This is a genomic window from Phyllobacterium sp. K27, from assembly GCF_054796155.1.
Genome location: NZ_JBTWND010000004.1, coordinates 722,801 through 742,050 on the forward strand (window position 1 = coordinate 722,801; position 19,250 = coordinate 742,050).

Here is a 19,250-nt window from a genome sequence, read left to right on the forward strand (position 1 = left end):
AGAGCGGAGAACATCCAAATGGAACCAGTTCTGTTTCTCGGATGGCGAGACAATCCACGAGGAAGGTGGCGAGGTCGATGTTTTTCCATCGTCCGACGCCGCCTGACAACGTGGTTGGCCGCCAGCCGGAAACCCGAAGGGCCGGGTGAATTCGGACCAAATCCATCGGGCTTCGACATCGTCCGATGGAAAGGCATCGGCCTCGCCAAATCCCTCGACCTTGTTCACGAATTCCCTCCAGCAGAATGATTCCATTTGGATGTTCTCCGCTCTAACCAATACGAATAGAATGTTTATCACTTGAACGGCTGACCTCATGTCTTCTTTAAAATTTGCTCGTATCGCCGTTATTGCAGATGCTCATTTCCACGATCTCTATGGTGATTATGATTTCGAAGGGATAGAGGTCGAGGGGGGGCGCATGATAGCCCGCAGGCTGACAGATACGATGCGCTCCACTCGCGTGTTCAACGAGAGTTATCACGCCCTGAGAAACGCTCTTGATTGCGTTGTGGCGAAAGGCATAAATCTTGTCGTTTTGCTCGGCGATCATTCAGACGATGGTCAGGTTGGTACAGTTTCAACACTAAAGAAACTGCTTGATAGCTATAGCAAAGGCCATGGGTTGATTTTCATAGGGACTACAGGAAATCACGATATTTTTGGCCCGAACGGCCGTCATCACGCCAAGCGGTTTCTGAACGCGAATGGCACTTATACGACCGTTGCCAGTGACAATGAATTTGTCGATGAAGATGCTGAGGCAATGGTGTTCAGCGACAAGATGTACTGTTTGGGATATCCTGAAGGCTTGCGCGCGCTTCCCGATCTCGGTTTTTTTTCAAAAGCGAATGCAATCTATTGGGAAACGCCTTTTGGAAGGGATAATGTCCCGGAACGCCGTCTTTATGCCGCTTGTTCTGCTGATGGGAACAACGAGTATCAACTCATGGACGCGTCCTATCTGATTGAACCGGTGCCGGATCTTTGGCTACTCATGATTGACGCAAATGTATTTGAACCTCGTAACGGCGCGTTTTCACACGCAGATTCGGCTGCGTTCATAGATAGTACGAATGCGGGCTGGAACGCCATGCTCATTCACAAACCCTTCATTCTGGAATGGATGAAAGATGTATCTACAAGAGCCAAGTCTGAGGGGAAGACACTTCTGGCTTTCTCCCACTACCCGATGATTGACATGATGGACAATACGACGGCAGATGAACAGACGTTGTTTGGCATGACAAGCTCGGTGAGACGAACTCCATCCGTGGAGGTCGCCGATGCAGTTATAAAGGCTGGAGTGTCAATACATTTCAGTGGCCATCTGCACGTGAATGACACGGCGACCGTTTCGAACAACTCCGGCACCTTGACGAATATTGGTGTGCCATCGCTTGTTGCATTTCCTCCAGCATTCAAGATTTTAACCATTGGAAACGAGAGGGTGGATATTGAGACAATATCATTGGGCGATATGCCGATTGATAACAAGATTAACTGCCAGTATCGAAACGAAATTGCAGTCACAAAGAAGAATGTTGGTTCAATGCTTGAGGCCAGCAATTATGGTGAGTTTCTGTCAGGGCACATAGATCAGCTGGTAGTACATCGTTATCTCAAACGAGAATGGCCGCAAGAACTGGCGCGAGCGGTCAAACAGTTGAATCTTGGCGATCTGTTTCTGCTGGCCCAATCGGAGAAGGTCGTTGATCTGGATGATATCGCTCTGACATTGAAGACAGAGCGGTCTTGTTCAAACGTTATGAAAGAGACCTTGAAAGAAATGAGTTCTGTTCCAGTCCTGGACATGCTTGGCGATTGGTATCGCTTGCGAATGGGCAGCGAGATGGCGTTGGACTGGATATCAGCAGACAGAATGACAATGTATCGGTTGTTGATCGATGCCTACAAATCCGATCTATGTAAAAATGGGGAAGCCAAGCGCATATTTGCAACAATCTTCCGCATGATGGCGTCATACATGTCGGGACTGCCATCGTGCAATTTTTCTGTTTCGCTTGAAACGGGCCAAGTGAAAAACGGGCAGTGGCGATAACTTATTTTGCAGCGTGCTGCTTTTGTTTGCTGCGGGCTTCGCTGAGTTCTGTTGTTGTATGGCTCAGTCGGTCGGCGAGAACGCGCATGATCTCAATCGTCATTTCCGGATAATCGCTCAGCAGTTTGATAAAGTGATCCTTGCTTATACGCAGAGCCTCGAGCGGTGAATTTGCCCTGACGGTAGCTGTACGCGAGACGTCGCACAGGATCGCGATTTCCCCGACAATTGAATCGTGTTCAATCTCGGCGACCTTTATTTCGCCGCTTGGACTGTCAGCGAGAATGTCAGCTGCGCCTGACAATATTACATAGGCAGCATCGGCAGGGTCGCCTTGATTAAAAAGCACTTGGCCTGTCTTATAGCTTACGCGTTCCGATGTGAACGCAAGAAGTTTTAACTTCGCGGGAGCAACCCCCGAAAACAATGGCACCCGCCGCAACATTTCCACTTCGTCTTTAAGCAGCATATGCGTAGCATCCCTTGTGACAGTCATCGGATTTTATGAAGCCAATTGTTTGAATACACCGTTTTTCTCCAGAAGAGTAGCATGTGTTCCGTCCTCCACCAGTGCCCCATTGTCAAATACGACGACTCTGTCGAACAGTTTGGCAAGATTGGTGTTGGAAAGTACCCAGATGATTGATGGTGAATGACCTTCTTCGTGAAGATTTTCCATAATGTTATGCGTGATCTTATCCTGAACGCGTTGGTCAAGTGCTGGCAGCGGGCGATTAAAGATCAAATAGTCGGACCGTTTGAGCAAGGCACGCGCCACGTTCAATTTCTGGCGCTGAACATTTGTCAGGCGCTTTCCACCTGAACCCACGTCAAAATCGAGACCAATAGAAAGAACACTCTCGAAGAGATCGAGCTTGTTGAAGATATCGCGCATTATATCCCGCAGTTTGTCGGAGCCATCCGCCTGTGCAAATCCAATTCTGCCAAAAAGCACATTGTCCAGAAGTGTCGCGGACGAGATGAACGTCTTGGGATCGTAGCGTTCGATTACCTCTTTCAGGTCGTCAGGCAGATTTTGATGAAAGCGAGCGCGTGCATCTACAATCTTGGCCATAAGCTCATCGTTCAGCAAACCAAAACGGTGTCTTGGCTCGATATAAGAGAAACTCAACCGGATAATGTTTGAGCGTTCTTCTGGCGACGCGGCTTCAATTCCACGGCCTTGCAGTTTTTGTAGAAGAATCTGGTATGCCGGAATGTCGTCGGCAGTCATGAATGTCAACTGCTGAAAAAATGGATGATCTGGTGGCAGATCCTGGAAAAGCTCCACGGCATTCGATGCGATTTCCAGACCCATCAAATACAGATCGATATAAAGATCTTTCTCTCGCAGAACCGAGCGGAAATAGGGATGAGCCGCAAGTTTTCTGTTGGTCATCATGGGACGTTTCATGGTGCCGAACAGAAGATTTTCGCCGATGGTGGCTTGCGGATTATACTCTTTCAGCTTGAACGGAACGACCAAATCCTCAAGGTCTTCTTTCTTCAGACGCTTGCGAAGGGCTTCTCGGAGTTCGACGATCCTGTCGGTGAGATCGCTGTGCGCTGCGGTATTGACCAAGGATCGCAGCGCCATATCCTGGATATCCTGTGAGATCATCACTGCGTCAAGAACGGGACGAACGACTTTGAAAAGATCGTGAGGGCCAGTTACGCCTGCGGAGATGTAGTCCACCCAATCGCTGTTGAGATCGAGTTCCGGGTTGCCTGCGCGACGTGCCTCATTGACGTTCCATTTATAGTTGACTGCCTGTTTTCCTTCATACTCGACCTTTGTCAAAGGGGCATGTTTAAGTCCATAAAGAAGGTTGTCGCGAAGCGTACCATGGAAGAAATAGGTATCGGACGCGGCATAGGCGATCCGGCGGCCCGTGACGGACTCGGGCAACTCAAGCAGGTCAGTTCCGTCAATCGTAATACGTCCTTGATGTGGCCAAACCAAGCGGGCAACAGCTTCCGCAAGCGCTTCAGCGCCACTGGCGCTGTTGCCGACTATTGCAACAGTTTCAGAAGGCTTTATCTCAAGCGAGATATGATTAAGTAGCGGGGCGCCGCTATCATCCAAAACAGTTAGATTGACCGCATGCAATGCGTGTTCAAGCCGGGTTGCCGGGGCGGGCGCGAGCGCTTGAATCTTGGGATCAACCAGTTGGTCGACATTGAACTGTTCGACCACCTGGGCGTATTTTACCTGAACATCCTGCCGCGCCTGATCCCAATCGATCAATTCTTTCAGTGGTCCAGGCAGATCCTTATATGCATTGATGACGGCAACAAGCTGACCAATGTCGAGCCTTCCCTGCAAAGCCAAAACGCCACCGATGGAGTAGAATAAGAACGGGGTGACTTGCGCCAAAAAGTTATTGATGAACTTGACGAGAAACTTCCACTGGTAAAGGTCATAACGGATCGAGAATATCAGCCCCAGACGTGATGCTATATCAGCCCGTTCGTAGTTGGAGGTGTCATTGCCGTGAATGGTAGCAATTCCATCGACAATCTCACTTACACGACCTGACAACTCGCGAGCGGTCAGCTGTCTTTGTCGTCCAAGCTCCAGCAACCGCTTGCGCATGCGCGGGATAACGACGCCCTGTATGGCAACAATGCCGGCAGCAATCATGCCCAGCCAGAAGTTCTGCATGATGATGAAGACCAGTGCTGTCAAAGCTTGGCCGCCAAGCAAGGCAGGTTGTACAAATGCATCGCCGGTGAAGCCACCCATCGGCTCCACTTCGTCTTTGATCATGGTAGCAATTTCGGCCGACTTTACCCGTTTGAACTGGGATGGAGGAAAACGCAGTACGCGATCGATCAGCTCAAACCGGATGCGGCGCAGCATTCGCTCACCAAGGCGCCCCTTATAGGTATTGATATAGAGTTTGAAGAGCCCGTTGATGATTACCAGGAATAGGAAAACTAGGCTGAGCGCCATTAGCGTCTCGAAGCGGGTCAGTTCGAGACCATTGAAGAATGTAACTTCGCCCACATAAGGAATTTCGTACCGGACGCGCATAAAGGTCTGCGTAGCTCCGGGAGATTCGAAGCCAGTTCCCTGTATAGGTCCGTTTACAATTTGTTTTGGCAGATCGAACGATAAAAAATACGGGATCATCGAAACGGCTACAACAATCAGAATCCATATCTGCTGCCGTCGTGTGTTCGACCAGATGTACCGAGTTAAACTTTTTTCCATGAACAACCGTGAGCTGTGACGTCAGCAGGAATCTAGATCGTGAAACAGGCGGAGCGGTGGAGATGACCTTGTGAGCTGAATCACCTGAACTTACATCATCAAAGCCAATGATGCCATATAACATGGCACTGTGGATGCGTATTGTGGCAAATGCAGCCTATAGCATCTGCCGTAACAATGCTGCAGTTTGCCGGGCGCCGTTCAAGTCCAAATTGTGTTTTGGCCAAGGTCCTGCAGTGAAAGCAGATTTTATGGCGCTAGCAAGAACTTCGCTGCTTAAGCCACCTTCCGGCAATGCAATTGCCAGGCCGAGAGTTTCGAGGCGCGATGCGCGCACACTCTGCTCTGTTTCACCACCTGTTGTGAATGGAACAAGGATCGAACGGCATTGGGCACGAAGGATGTCGCCAACCGTATTATAACCTGCCTGTGAAATTGAGAGCTGCGCGTTTCGAAGCAGGCCCGGAAAGTCCTGACGAAATCTGACAACAGTGACATTGTCAGGTGCCTCCGCGGACAGAGCTGTAAAATCGGGTTCAGGAAGATTAGGGCCAGCGACAAGGCACCAGGTTCCCTTAAAGTCGGATTGTGTGGCGCAGCGATATGCGGATCGGAGCAGATCAGCGCCGACAGCGCCACCGCCAGCCGAAACAACAACATCAAACCTGTCGGCAGCGGGAGAGGGCGCAGGCCCGGTTACAAGCCCTGTATAAATAACCTTGTCAGCAATCAATTCTGCCAATGGAAAAGTATCAGGCAGGGCTATAAAACCGGGGTCGCCGTGGACCAGAACGTGGTCGAAATGCGACTTGATCAGTGAGACGGTTTCTTCATCACGCCCCGGCTTTGTCCGCTCCTGGAGTATGTCGCGTACCGACGTCAACAAAATTGGCCTTGGAGAAGTTGTTTCAATCGCCTCCAGCAGCGGCATAAGCTCAAAGCGCATTTGTCTCCGGCCAAAGGGGAAGGCTTCGATAATCACGATATCGGGCTGCGCTTCGTGAAAGGCATCAAGCAGAAGATTGCGGCGTTTATTGAGGTAATCTTCGTTGGCGGGTCTGGAATTCCCGTCGATAAGTCCGCTGAAACCAGCATTCCCTGCAAGCAGAGGCGGCAATGCGATCTGTTTTACTCCGGGACCGGGAAATCCGGATACACTCGACCCACCCGTAACCATGCTCACATCAAAGCCGGCATCTACAAGCGCGCGTGAAATATGACTGGCTCTTGCGAGGTGCCCTATGCCAAGCAAATGTTGAACGTAAAAGAAGACGTGTGGTGGTTTCATGGTTTCTGCCACTCATCTTCAAACAGCCGAGTGAGCTGCCGGATGCTGGAATTGTGATCAAAATGCTCGCGAACGCGTCGCCCGGCGGCCAGGCCAAGGCGATGTCTTAAATCCGGTTCGCGTATGGCTCGCTCAATGGCAACTGCCATGAGGCGAGGATCTTCGGGCGGTACAACGAAGCCGTTTTCTCCGCCGGTCAAAAGCTCCGGAATTCCCGAAATATTGGTCGAGATGCAGACGAGGTTTTGACTGGATGCTTCAACAAGTACATTGGGCAGTCCATCGCGATCACCGTCGGCAGCTACACGGCATGCCAACGCAAAAATGTCCGACTGTCGGTAGTGGTTCAGCACCTCTTCTTGAGCAAGTGCTCCTTTCCAAAGAATGCGGTCTGAAATACCGAGAGATTCAGCGAGCGGCTTAAGTCTGGCCAACTCATCACCGCCACCAATATGCGTGAACTGCCAATTGATATCCGACGATAATTGAGCCAGAGCCTTTAGAAGAATATCATAGCCCTTTTTCGGCACCGCACGTCCGACACTCAGTATTTGCACCGGATCAGATTTATCGGTGCCGTCACGATCGGATCGTCGTTGGTCAAAATGCCCAAAACGGGTCAAGTCGAGCCCGTGATAGCTTAGATGCACTTCTTCTTTCCGGTCGGTGAGTTGACGCATGTGCTCGAAACCGGAACGCGTGCAGGTAACACTCCAGCGCGCCTTACCCAGTTTTTCGGTTAGCTCCCAGTCCGGAGATGTCCAGATATCTTTCGCGTGCGCAGAACAGGTCCATGGCACACCGGTCAGAATGCTGGTGTAGGCCGTCACTGATGCCGGTGTGTGAATGAAATGGGCATGCAGCCATTCGCCAGCGTCTGGCCATTCATGAGCCAGTACCAATGCTTGCCCGAATCGGCGAAAACGATTGCGGGTTGTATCACGCAAGAGATCTGACCAGAATTGACGAAGCAACGGCCGAAATCCCGGACGCTTCAAACTTCCAATCAGACCCCGTAATACCCGCAACGGCTCGTTATGGAGATATTCCGGCAAATACACGACCCGGGCTTTAATCTCATCGTGGATTGGGTGGCGCTTCTTATCGGTGGGCTTGCGCATGGATATAAGGGTGAGGTCAAAACCCGCGCGTTCAAGTCCAAGTAGTTCCTGCGCGATGAAAGTTTCTGAAAGGCGCGGATAGCCCTTCAGAACAACCAGTGTTTTACGGCGTATCGTCAAAATGCTTGCTCTTATTCGGCAACCGCCGGAAGCGGTTGATTCTCTCGCTCTTCCAACCATTCGCCGACAATCTCAGAGATGTGAACCAGTCCTTCCAGGCGCATGCCTTCGCCTTTGCCGCTTTGGGAGGGCGGTGCCCGTTCAGGAAGACGCTTGAGCACCTCTGCGAACTTTATCGGATCCTCAGCTTCTTCCGGCAGAAGCATTTCAATCAAACCAAGCTCAGCAGCCCGTTTGGCCCGGATCAACTGCTCCTCCCGGGGAGCGATACGCGGTACAATCAATGCTGGTTTATCGAACGACAATATTTCGCAGTAGGTATTGTATCCGCCCATGGCGACCACGGCCTTTGCTCCTGCGATCAATTCCTCCATGCGGTTGTCGAACTCGATAACCTGTATGTATGGAATTTTACTGCCCTTCTTTACCAGTTTCGCCCGCTGTTTGGCAGGCATGTAAGGCCCAAGAACAATGAAAGCTTTGTGCTGCAATGTAGGGTCTTGTTGGTAGGCATGAATGACATTATGGACCAGGTCTGCACCATCGCCGCCACCGCCCGTGGTAACCAGAATGTAGTCACCATCAGGAACGTGTACGGAGGCGGTTTCATGAGAGACGCTGCGTTGCAGAAAGCCAACGAACTTCATTTTATCCCGGATGGTCTCCGGTACCTCGAGGTCAACCAATGGGTCATAAAAATCCGGCGGACCATACACCCATACAGTGTCGTAGAGCTGATCGATTTTATTGATAACCTGATTTTGCTTCCACTCCGCTTCCAGAAGGTGCGGAGCATCCATGACTTCCCGCAAACCAAGGACGAGCGTGGTGCCTCGTGATTTGAGATAGGTCAAAGTTTCCTCGACTTCTCCCTTCAGTCCCATAGGCTCTTTGTCGACGATGAAAATGTCAGGTTGAAACGTTTCTGCAGTGTGTCTGATGATGGATTGCCGCATCTTCAGGGTTTCGTGCAGGTCAATATGCCGGGCGAGGGATGTGTACTCGCCGTTGCGCAATTTGATGACGCTTGGCACCTTAACAAAATCCACCCGCGCACGATAATCAAATGCGCCCGCAATGGTTGCACCTGAAATGATCAGGATGTTCAATCCGCGGTAATCCTCAACAAGCGAATGTGCAATGGTCCTGCACCGCCGTAAATGACCCAAGCCGAACGTATCATGACTATACATCAGGATCCGTGCATCCTCGAAACGACGCATCATTGTCGGAACTTTCTTTTTTGCGGACAGGCCCGCGCGATACCATTCAAATAGGTGATCAATTGCAATCTACCAGCCTCTTATCTGTATGGATCAGCGGCATCGCGCAACCCATCTCCCAAGAAATTGAACGCCAGAATAACAAGAATAACGGGAACCATAGGGAAAAGCAGCCAAGGGTAAAAGGCAATAACGCTGACGCTTCTTGCCTCGGTAAGGAGTATGCCCCAGCTGGTTATCGGCGGCCTCAAGCCCAATCCGAGAAAGCTTAGGGCGGTTTCGCCAAGGATCATCCCGGGAATAGAAATTGTGGCCGTTGCAATCAGATGCGACATAAAGCCTGGGACCAGATGCCGTCCAATAATGCGGCTGCTCTTCGCTCCCATGAGTTGTGCAGCAAGGACATAGTCTTCCTCGCGCAGAGCGAGCAGCTTGGAACGAACCGATCGAGCAAGACCGGTCCAATCGAGCATGCCGAGAATTATGGTTATTCCGAAATAGATCAGTATGGGGCTCCAGGTTACAGGCATGATGGCTGCGAGAGCCATCCACAGTGGCAAACTGGGCAAGGATTGCAAAACTTCGATAACACGCTGAACCAGAAGATCAAAAACACCGCCGTGGTAGCCCGCAAGACCGCCAATGACGATGCCAAGAACGAAACTTATGGTGATCCCGATCAGTCCGATAGTCAAAGATATTCGCGCACCGTAGATGATACGGGATAACACATCGCGGCCTAGACGGTCGGTCCCGAGAAGAAACATTTGGCCGCCTTTAGCCGGGCACACGAAATGGAGGTTGGACTGTACCTGCCCCCAGAAGCGATAGTCGTCACCCCTGCAGAAAAACCGGAGCGGCTGAACATCGGTTTTATTGTCGGTATAGACCCGCTTCAGCGATTCCATATCCAAGCGCATTTCGCGGCCATAGACAAAGGGTCCAACGAAATTGCCATCGTGGAAAAGATGGACGCGTTGGGGTGGAGAATGAATGAAATCAACATTGCGTGTATGCAGATTATAAGGCGCCAAAAACTCGGCAATGATGATCATGCCGTATAGAATCAGCAGAAATATGCCCGAAGCCAGAGCAATCCTATGCCGCTTGAATTTCCACCACATCAACTTCAGTTGGGAGGCAAGATGAACCTTGGCCTGCGCCTCGGTCATTTCCTCAATGGACATCGGATCGAACGGTGCAGTCGAGACAAAGTGCTGCAAGGGTTCGCCGGGAAGAGGTATTTGATCCGTCACTTCGTGCTCCTGCCAGCAAGCCGGATACGGGGGTCAAGAAAAGCAAGAGCGATATCGGAGATCAGGACGCCAATAACAGTCAGGAACGCGAGAAACATGAGAAATGAGCCGGCAAGATACATATCCTGACTCTGAAGCGCTTTTATGAGCATGGGGCCTGTCGTTTCAAGAGATAGCACGATCGCCGTGATTTCCGCTCCAGAAATAATCGCCGGCAGGATGGATCCTATATCGGACACAAAAAAATTCAGGGCCATGCGAAGAGGGTACTTAACCAGTGTTTTGAATGGATGAAGCCCTTTCGCTCTTGCTGTCATGACGTATTGCTTTTGCAACTCATCCAAAAGGTTGGCTCGTAGCCGGCGGATCATTCCGGCAGTGCCTGCCGTACCAACGATGATAACCGGTATCCACAAATGCGAAAGAATTGAACGCGCCTTCTCCCAGCTCATGGGTTGGTTGAGGTATTGCTGGTCCATCAGGTGACCAATCGACGTGCCAAACCATACATTGGCAAAGTACATCAGGATCAGCGCGAGCATGAAATTGGGAATGGCAATACCGAGTAAGCCCAGAAATGTCAGTCCATAGTCGCTCCAGCTATATTGATGCGTCGCCGAGTACATGCCGATTGGAAAAGCAATCAGCCAAGTGAAGAGAATCGTGACGAAGGACACGAGGATCGTCAGCCACATGCGATCGCCGATCACCTCGCTAACGGGTAATTGATACTCGAATGAATAACCGAAATCACCTTGCAACATACCAGCAACCCAATAAAAGTAACGCAGCACAGGAGGCTTGTCCAAGCCATATTGCCTGCGCAGTTCTTCCAGGTCCTGCATGTTTACTGTTTCACCTTGAGCCTGCATTTCTGCAATTTGGCTATCGATGAAGTTGCCCGGAGGCAGTTCAATGATTACAAAAACGAGAGCGGATATGATCAGCAAAGTGGGGATCATGGCGGCAACACGCCAGAGAATATAACGAAGCATCCCTAAACGTGCTCCGTCTCAAGCCAGAATGTATCGGGCATATAAATGCCCAGGTAACATGTAGGATCAAAGCCATAGAGGCCCTGTTCCGGCAAATTCTGTAACTTGTTCGTATGAACGACGGGTTGCAACGTGCCGTTTATGAGCCCGATTGAGAAAACCTGGCTTGTAAAGATTGAAAGCATCTGGTGCCAAATGGCGGTTCGTTCATCCATGCTCCTGGATTTCCGCCAGCTTTTTTGCAGTCGGATCAACTCTTGTGCTTCGGGCAAATCGGGGGCCTGCCCGTTTTGACCGAGCGAAAGGTAATACATGCCCCATAAAGGCCATTGGAGCTGATCTTCGGAGGTGGGCGCCAATTGCTGTGGATTCATGTCCGCAGTGGCAACACCGTTCTCGATACCGTACCAGATCGACATCATAATCCTGCCAGCTTGTGCACGGCTGCGGAAGATGTCGCGTTGCGAAGTTCGGATATAAAGTGCAATGCCGATCTTTCGCCAATGATCCGCCACGAGTTCCAGAACATCAGTGTCCAGTGTGCTTTCGCCTGGCGTTTCTATAGTAATTTCGGCAAACCGCCCATCTGGTAATAAACGTATATTGTCGTCATTGCGCTTTTGCAGGCCGACTGCGTCGAGCAGGGCATTGGCTTGTTCCGGATCATGATTGATCCAGGCATTGGCATATTCTGGTTTGTAAAGGGGACTTTCTGGAAGCACAGTATCAGCGCTCGCCGTTCCAAGACCGTAAAAAACAGCCATATTGATTTCATGTCTATCGATCGCGAGTGACAGTGCCCGACGTACCCGCACATCACGGAACAAACCGCGCCATACGTCGTCTTTGCAGTTCAGATTGGGTAGAATTGCAACGCGCGACCCGCGGGTCATTTTCCACAGATTGACCTTTACAGGATAACGCTTCTCCGCATCCTTCAGGAAAGTGTAGTCATTGAAATCAATGCCTGCTGCCTGAAGATCGCTTTCTCCCGCACCTGCCTTTGCCGGGATAATCGAAGACGAACTGACATTGAGAACAACGCGGTCGATATAAGGCAATTGTTTGCCGTTCTCATCGACGCGGTGGAAGTATGGATTACGCTCGAAAACAAACTGGTCGGCAGGTGGCGCTGTCGTGTTTCGCCAAGGATACAGCGTTGGCAGGTTTGGATTTTCCGGCCGGTATTCGCGCGCCATCTTGATGTGCAGGTCGGCCCATTTTTTTACCCGGTTTTCCTGCATCAATGCAGAGAGCCTGAATTGATCCTGATACTTCTTGTGGAACTGTTTAAGGTAGGCTGAGGGACCATGAATAGCCAGTGGCTGCGGTGCTGCCAGACTTGGCAGAAAATTTGGATTTGGCGCATCCCACGTATAGCGTACGGTCAGATCGTCGAGAACTTCAAACTGCGGCAGCTTGCCATTGACGCGCAGATCAAGCGATCCGCCGCCCGGCGTCAGGTCTTTGTTGAGAAGTACATCTTCCCACCAGTATCGAAAGTCATCTACGGTTAAAGGTGAACCATCAGACCAACGATGACCTTCCCGAATGGTAAAAGTGAAAACAGTGTCGTTTTCTTCGTGAAACGCCTCGAGTATATCCGGTTGCAGCACTAATTTTTCATCATATCCGACAAGCCGGGCATATCCGTAGATCGTCATGAAACGAATGTCTTTGGCGCTACCAATAATGGTGCGAACTGTGCCACCATAACGGCCGGGTACGCGCCCCATTTTTTTAAGGCCAATGATGCGAGGACGTGTAGGAAGCCGCTCGACAAGTGGCGGTAGGCTGCGCGCTCTCAATCGATCAGACAAGAACTCAGGTTCGATATCGCGGTCCGCTGCTGACGCGAAATTCGGTGACAGCAGATATCCCAAACCACCAAGCCCAAATGTACCAAGCACTTTGCGCCGCGTTATCACGCTCGTAACTCCCTGGCATCAACATTGCGTCTAGCCAGAACAAGATGCCCCCCACCCAGATCGGTTTGTGCAAGGTCGTTTGAACCGGTTTCGTCAAAAAAATGAGATCCCCAGGCTCGTTTATCGGAGGCCCCACTTGTTTTGAGGGTTTTAAAATCGAGAGGCCGGTCCAGATCGGGAAAAGGGACAGCGGCGAGAAGCGATCGGGTATAGGGGTGTATCGGATTGCGCAGGATGACTTCTCGAGGCGCCAACTCGACGATGCGTCCGGCACACATGACCGCTATCCGATCAGCCATGTAGTCAACCACGGCGAGGTTATGGGAAATAAACAGGTAGGTAAGCCCCAGTTTCTTTTGCAGATCCTTGAGCAGGTTCAAAATCTGCGCTTGTACGGAAACATCCAGAGCAGAGACCGGCTCATCGCAAATCAACAGTTGCGGTCCAAGCGCCAATGAGCGTGCAATACCTATGCGTTGGCGCTGTCCACCTGAGAAACTATGCGGATAACGATTGAGAAAGCGTTGGTCGAGGCCAATTGCCTGTATCAATGCGCGCACTTTCTCCAAACGATAGGCCTTATTCCCGCGTCCATGTATTTCCAGCGGCTCGCTCAGAATATTCTGGACTGTCATGCGCGGAGACAAAGAAGAAACAGGATCCTGAAAAACCATTTGAATATGAGTTCGCAGGTCCATCAGGGCATCGCCCTGTGCCGCCAGAACATCGACTTCGCCCTTTCCCTCGTTGAAAGTCACGCTGCCACTGTCGGGCGTAATCGCACGCATCAAAATCTTGCTCAATGTGGTCTTGCCACACCCGCTTTCGCCGACAAGGCCAAGGCACTCACCCCGGCGGATGTCGAAACTGACATCATCAACGGCCTTTATGCGGGTCTTGTCATGCTTGCTGAACATGCCAGATTTTCGAATGGCATATGTTTTCGTCAGGTTGTTTACGCTAAGCAAAATCTCCGGCGTATTTTCACGCTTTGGCTTTTTTGCCCAAAGCGTGTCCGAGTTGACCGGAACCTCACGTAGAGCCTTCAACCGCTCTCCGGGCTTCATGTCGAAGTGCGGTACGGCAGCCATCAGCCCTTTTAAGTATGGGTGCTGTGGATTGCGGAAGATTGCTTCCACAGGACCAGCTTCCATGATCTCGCCGTGATAGATCACCACAACCTCGTCAGCCATGTTGGCTACGACACCCAGATCGTGTGTGATCAGCAGCATCGCCATATTCAACTTCTGCTGAAGGTCCTTCAACAACTCGAGTATCTGAGCTTGAATGGTCACGTCGAGGGCGGTCGTCGGCTCATCTGCAATCAAAAGGGCAGGGCGGCAGATCAAAGCCATTGCAATCATGGCCCGCTGGCGCATACCTCCAGACAGCTCAAACGGGTACATGTCATAAGTGCGTGCAGGATTGTGAAATCCTACAAGCCCCAGCATCTCCTCCGTCTGAGCCCTGCGTTCTTCTTTGGTTGCGCGCGTATGGATTTGGAGAACTTCGCTGATTTGATTGCCAACTGTATGCAATGGCGACAGAGACGTCATTGGCTCCTGAAAGATTTTAGCCATTCGCTTGCCCCGCAAATCTCGCAGCTGTGCGCTGTCTGGGGACATCTGCAGAACGTCGTTCGTTCGGCCATTTTCGGGATCGGTGAAAAGGATTTTGCCCGTGACATTGGCCGTATTGGGCAAAATACCCATAACTGATTGACTTATAACAGATTTTCCGGAGCCAGACTCGCCCACAAGAGCGGTCACTTTGCCTGGCAGAACGCGAAGATTTACGCCCTTGACCACATTCATTCGTCCACCAAGCATCGCAAACGAGATGCCAAGGTTCTCAATGCGTAATAAATCCGTTCCCGACGTCATGCGAGCGACTTAATCCTTAAAGGCTGTCGTTTTCTGTCAACTGAAATGAGACTAGCTTACGCTCTTACGCGAGTCCAGTTGGTTGAATGGCGATTGCCCAAGTAGATCAAATACATACTCTCAGTTACGGCAAGGGACAGGCGGAGGCGTCGAGAACATCGGAACAGCGGGGAGAGCGGCGGAAATTATCGAAATAGAGCGTCCATTCAGTCTTGTCGGCTGCGCGATATGGGCCAAACTTGAAATATTGATTGTCGCCAAGCCCTTTGTCGCCGTGGCCTATATGCCCTTTAACAGTCACAATCCATTTACTATTGGCGAAAATCTCGACATGGCCAGATCCATCAGGACCCGGTTGTGTGTATATTGCAAAATCGATCCAACCGGAATCCGGAGCAGGCAGCTTGTTGCCCCTGTCAGTTATGCGAATGGCATCAGTGCAACTATTGAACTGCTTGCCGTCCTGCGGCGTCCATTTATCGTCAGTTGCAACAAGCGCGCGCATTTGATTGGTGTCAGGCCGGTACCAAACAGGCGTTTGTCCATCCCCGCAAGCCTTAACAGTGCTTTGTCCTGCTGCTTTTGCTGGCGCAATATAATTGGTTTCAATCGTTGCAAAAAGTTTTCCATGATTAAGACGCAACGCCAAAAACGGACTGAAATCACCTACGGCTTCAGGCCCAATTTCCCTTTTCCATTGCGCAATCAAATAGCGGTGATCGTCCTTTGGAATTGGATCAGCAAACTTGACGGCAAAACCATACCAGACACCCTGGTCGTATGGGACGCGATGCTGGGTTTTCTCCCAAACTTCCGCACGCTCACTGCAATTCTTTCGTACTTTGGGGCAAAACGGCCTGACGCTTAATTTCAGTGCTCCAGCGCCGGTTTGTTTGACCTCGGATTGAAACTCGACCTTACCGGCCTGCTGTTCAAAATTCTGGCGATAATAAAGCCCGCCTGCGGCGGAAAAATCTTTTCCATCGAAACGATCAACCAGGACATCGCTTGTGGACTCCGCTGCCGCGCCCGTTACACTCAAAGCTGCCGCAAGAAAGGCCATAGTGATGTATCTTCCTGTCATTGCATGAATTTCTCTAGGAGGGGACGTTTTGGTGGAGTAGATTTGGCATCCCGGTGAAGTAGCATGACCTGTTCGGCTTCCGAAAGTCCGTCATAGGTAATTTCGTCATAAGCATCGTCGAGCTGCGCCGTTTGTCCTGCATGTTTCGGCAATAGAACCGTTACCTTTTGACCTACACCACGCAATTTTTCCTCGCCCAGAGTAGTCCAATCACCTCCACAATAGGTGGCAAATGCTTGGCTGGCGACTACCTCACGGTCATATTTCTTTGTCAGGCTTTGAAGCCTCTGCACTTCGTTTACGGCCGAACCAAACGCCGAAAATGTCAGCCTGTCCTTCAGTCCAACATTGCCGAACATAACATTGCCGACATGCAGTCCGATGCCATATCTGATGGCACTGAGGCCTTCTTGCTGGCGCATCGTGTTGAGCTCGGCAACGCGTGCCTGGGCTTTGGAAACGGCAGAAAGCGCGGACTGACAAGCGACTTTGGAAGGATCTTTGTGCCGACCGCATGGATAAACGGCAAGAAAACCGTCACCCATGAAGCTCAGAATCTCGCCGCCGCCGCGGTTAAAGGGGGCAGCAATCGCGTCAAAGAAGTGGTTGAGGGTATCGATATAGGCTTGCCGCCCTTCCTTTTCAGCCAGTATCGTTGATTGGCGCATGTCGCCCATGACCAGTGCGGCACGAATAGTTTCACCATCACCGCGGCGAATCTGGCCATTAAGGACGCGCTTGCCGGCATTGCCACCAAGGTAAGTTGTCAGCATATTGTCAGCAAGCTTTCCCAGAACAGCCATTTTTGCCGCTACAGCAAGATGGTTCTGCAAACGCAAGAGTTTGGCAATCATAGGGTCGCTGAAGCCTTCACTGGAATCAGTTGCCCACGACCCCATCATGCCCTGTGTCGACTGGCCACCGAATGATTGCAGAAAAGCAAGATAGTCAGTCATGCCTTCAAGCTTCAATTCGTCCAGAACTGGGAATTCCGATGGCCCATCCAGATCGATACGCCGCCGCAGATGCTCAAGATTATTGCTAAGCAAATAGAAATAAGGGCTGAGGAGAAACCGCTCGGGTTTTTCACCAGGATTATGGCGGTAACCCTCCACGGTCATGCCGCTTGAACGCTTCCAGGTAAAGCCGAGAGCGTCATAAAGTGGATGAAGCATTGAAAAGGAAAGATTAACACGCGCTATGGGCAAGCCCGCCGCCGCAATGCGCTCGCAAAATCCGCGAACGATTGACTCGAGGCTGTCACCAGCCAAAGCTGACTGAGTAACCCAGTCCGCCACCTTGTCGAGAAGAATTGTGGAAATATCCGCTTGGGTCGCGCTCATCCCTCGTCCTTACAAATTCGAGCCACGTCCATTTTCCGCGTATGCCATTTGTCGAACGTATCAGCTACGCGCGAACAGGAGAATAATAACAACAGGATGAGTGAATCCGGATGCAGTGTCAACGCCGGCAAACAATCCACCTTTGAGGTGAACCCGCCAGTTGCGTTTGATTTTCGCAGGCAAACAGACAGGCGTCCTTCAATTGATTACATTGGAATTTGTTAGATGGGCATTTCAGCAGTTTGAAACAATAGGGCGCTGTCACTTCATTGTGACATCAGTGGTGGTGTGCCGCTCGCTTGACAGCTATCCGTATAGCGGCCATCTACGACTGAAGGCGCAGGCCAGATAAGACTGGAATATCAAGTGACCAATACTGCTTTCATCGACCTTTCGCACAAACTCCTAACGCATCAGGCAAGGGCCGGAGTGATCGGGCTTGGATATGTCGGGCTCCCGTTGGCGATCACGCTTGCCCGGAGTGGATTTCACGTGACAGGATTCGATGTTGACCCGGCAAAAATTATCTCGTTGGACGCTGGAAAATCCTACATTGAGGCGGTAAGCAATGCAGACCTCACCAAAGAGACCTCGGCGGGAAGATTCCGCTCATCGGATGATTTTCTGCAGCTTGCTGCCTGTGACGTGATTGTCATTTGCGTTCCGACGCCACTGACAAAACATCGCGATCCGGACCTTTCCTATGTAGAAGCCACCAGCCGTTCAATTGCAGCCACGCTTCGATCAGGTCAGCTGATTATATTGGAGTCGACGACTTACCCCGGTACGACGGACGATGTTGTCAAAACCATACTGGAAAAGACCGGGTTGAAATCAGGCAAGGACTTCTTCCTTGGGTTTTCGCCAGAGCGGGAAGACCCGGGAAATCGCGATTTTGATACGTCCAGTATTCCAAAGATTGTTGCTGGTGATGGTGCTGAAGCCAGCAAGTTGATGCAGGCCTTCTATGGGCAAGCCGTCAAGACGGTCGTGCCTGTCTCATCCAATGCAACCGCTGAGGCCGTAAAACTCACGGAGAACATTTTCAGGGCCGTGAATATAGCTTTGGTCAATGAACTCAAAACAGTTTATGCTGCAATGGGGATCGACATCTGGGAAGTTATTGAAGCAGCAAAAACAAAACCCTTCGGTTACATGCCGTTTTACCCCGGACCAGGCCTTGGAGGTCATTGTATTCCCATTGATCCTTTTTATCTGACGTGGAAGTCGCGGGAGTATGAACTGCCGACACGATTCATTGAGCTTGCAGGCGAAATCAACTCCGCCATGCCGCGTTACGTGGTCAGTAAGCTGTCGGAAGCCTTGGATATCCGTGAGGGAAAAGCTCTCAGCCGCTCGCGCATTCTAATCATAGGTTTGGCTTACAAAAAGAATGTTCCTGATATTCGCGAAAGCCCGTCGCTTCGACTGATGGAAATCATCCATGAGCGTGGCGGCACGGCCGATTACCACGATCCATATGTCACGGAAATTCCCTCGACGCGTGAATATATGGCATTGAAGGGGCGAAAATCGGTCGACCTCACAAGGGAGTGTGTCGAATCCTACGATGCGGTTTTGATTTCAACAGATCATGATTGCATTGATTACGCATCGATAGCGGCATGGTCACCCTTGATCGTTGATACACGCAATATTTTCACAAAACGCGGGCTTGTGGCAGACCATATAGTAAAGTCATGAGGGTGCCGCCTAAAGAACGGGGCAGT

At 50.9% G+C, this 19,250-nt stretch carries 13 protein-coding genes; 2 read left to right on the top strand and 11 right to left on the bottom strand.

The features are described 5' to 3' along the window. Nucleotides 1-316: 316 nt before the first annotated feature. On the top strand, nt 317-2,062 hold the full coding sequence (locus ACYJL1_RS24910; RefSeq protein WP_460899764.1) for a metallophosphoesterase family protein: 1,746 nt from the start codon (nt 317-319) through the stop codon (nt 2,060-2,062). A gap of 1 nt (nt 2,063) precedes the next feature. Here the strand turns inward: ACYJL1_RS24910 and ACYJL1_RS24915 are convergent, their stop codons facing one another. The 11 genes from ACYJL1_RS24915 to ACYJL1_RS24965 all read right to left on the bottom strand — a co-directional run bounded on the left by ACYJL1_RS24915 (nt 2,064) and on the right by ACYJL1_RS24965 (nt 17,520). Then, a complete protein-coding gene (locus ACYJL1_RS24915; protein ID WP_460899765.1) occupies nt 2,064-2,531 on the bottom strand; it encodes a cyclic nucleotide-binding domain-containing protein in 468 nt (155 codons plus the stop codon). Nucleotides 2,532-2,564: 33 nt separating this feature from the next. Beyond that, nucleotides 2,565-5,279: an ABC transporter transmembrane domain-containing protein gene (locus ACYJL1_RS24920; RefSeq protein ID WP_460899766.1), complete on the bottom strand. Its 2,715-nt coding sequence runs from the start codon at nt 5,277-5,279 to the stop codon at nt 2,565-2,567. 157 nt (nt 5,280-5,436) lie between these two features. Then, nucleotides 5,437-6,567 carry a glycosyltransferase family protein gene (locus tag ACYJL1_RS24925; RefSeq protein WP_460899767.1) on the bottom strand — a complete coding sequence of 377 codons (1,131 nt, stop codon included), beginning with the start codon at nt 6,565-6,567 and terminating at the stop codon, nt 5,437-5,439. Continuing rightward, on the bottom strand, nt 6,564-7,808 hold the full coding sequence (locus ACYJL1_RS24930) for a glycosyltransferase family 4 protein (RefSeq protein ID WP_460899768.1): 1,245 nt from the start codon (nt 7,806-7,808) through the stop codon (nt 6,564-6,566). Before ACYJL1_RS24930 ends, ACYJL1_RS24925 begins: the two co-directional genes overlap by 4 nt. An 11-nt stretch (nt 7,809-7,819) precedes the next feature. Next, complete coding sequence (locus ACYJL1_RS24935; protein ID WP_460899769.1) at nt 7,820-9,034, bottom strand: glycosyltransferase family protein; 1,215 nt, start codon at nt 9,032-9,034, stop codon at nt 7,820-7,822. Nucleotides 9,035-9,111: 77 nt separating this feature from the next. After that, nucleotides 9,112-10,287, bottom strand: a complete 1,176-nt coding sequence (locus tag ACYJL1_RS24940) for an ABC transporter permease (RefSeq protein ID WP_460899770.1) — start codon at nt 10,285-10,287, stop codon at nt 9,112-9,114. Beyond that, nucleotides 10,284-11,282 (bottom strand): ABC transporter permease, encoded by a 999-nt coding sequence (locus ACYJL1_RS24945; RefSeq protein WP_460899771.1) that lies wholly within the window; start codon nt 11,280-11,282, stop codon nt 10,284-10,286. The genes ACYJL1_RS24940 and ACYJL1_RS24945 overlap by 4 nt, the downstream gene beginning before the upstream one ends. 2 nt (nt 11,283-11,284) lie before the next feature. Then, on the bottom strand, nt 11,285-13,165 hold the full coding sequence (locus ACYJL1_RS24950) for an ABC transporter substrate-binding protein (RefSeq protein WP_460900006.1): 1,881 nt from the start codon (nt 13,163-13,165) through the stop codon (nt 11,285-11,287). 41 nt (nt 13,166-13,206) lie between these two features. Continuing rightward, entirely contained in the window at nt 13,207-15,093 is a 1,887-nt protein-coding gene (locus tag ACYJL1_RS24955; protein ID WP_460899772.1) for an ABC transporter ATP-binding protein, read from the bottom strand. Nucleotides 15,094-15,217: 124 nt separating this feature from the next. Beyond that, entirely contained in the window at nt 15,218-16,177 is a 960-nt protein-coding gene (locus ACYJL1_RS24960; protein ID WP_460899773.1) for a polysaccharide lyase, read from the bottom strand. Next, entirely contained in the window at nt 16,174-17,520 is a 1,347-nt protein-coding gene (locus tag ACYJL1_RS24965; RefSeq protein ID WP_460899774.1) for an adenylate/guanylate cyclase domain-containing protein, read from the bottom strand. Before ACYJL1_RS24965 ends, ACYJL1_RS24960 begins: the two co-directional genes overlap by 4 nt. A 366-nt stretch (nt 17,521-17,886) precedes the next feature. Between ACYJL1_RS24965 and ACYJL1_RS24970 the strand changes: the two genes are divergently transcribed. Further along, nucleotides 17,887-19,224, top strand: a complete 1,338-nt coding sequence (locus ACYJL1_RS24970) for a nucleotide sugar dehydrogenase (protein ID WP_460899775.1) — start codon at nt 17,887-17,889, stop codon at nt 19,222-19,224. Nucleotides 19,225-19,250: the final 26 nt, after the last annotated feature.

Bases quoted from the DNA above. Each gene is read 5' to 3' on its own strand.
- ACYJL1_RS24920 (WP_460899766.1), bottom strand. From the start codon at position 5,279: ATGGAAAAAAGTTTAACTCGGTACATCTGGTCGAACACACGACGGCAG.
- ACYJL1_RS24965 (WP_460899774.1), bottom strand. From the start codon at position 17,520: ATGAGCGCGACCCAAGCGGATATTTCCACAATTCTTCTCGACAAGGTG.
- ACYJL1_RS24910 (WP_460899764.1), top strand. From the start codon at position 317: ATGTCTTCTTTAAAATTTGCTCGTATCGCCGTTATTGCAGATGCTCAT.
- ACYJL1_RS24955 (WP_460899772.1), bottom strand. From the start codon at position 15,093: ATGACGTCGGGAACGGATTTATTACGCATTGAGAACCTTGGCATCTCG.
- ACYJL1_RS24925 (WP_460899767.1), bottom strand. From the start codon at position 6,567: ATGAAACCACCACACGTCTTCTTTTACGTTCAACATTTGCTTGGCATA.
- ACYJL1_RS24960 (WP_460899773.1), bottom strand. From the start codon at position 16,177: ATGACAGGAAGATACATCACTATGGCCTTTCTTGCGGCAGCTTTGAGT.
- ACYJL1_RS24935 (WP_460899769.1), bottom strand. From the start codon at position 9,034: ATGATGCGTCGTTTCGAGGATGCACGGATCCTGATGTATAGTCATGAT.
- ACYJL1_RS24915 (WP_460899765.1), bottom strand. From the start codon at position 2,531: ATGCTGCTTAAAGACGAAGTGGAAATGTTGCGGCGGGTGCCATTGTTT.
- ACYJL1_RS24945 (WP_460899771.1), bottom strand. From the start codon at position 11,282: ATGCTTCGTTATATTCTCTGGCGTGTTGCCGCCATGATCCCCACTTTG.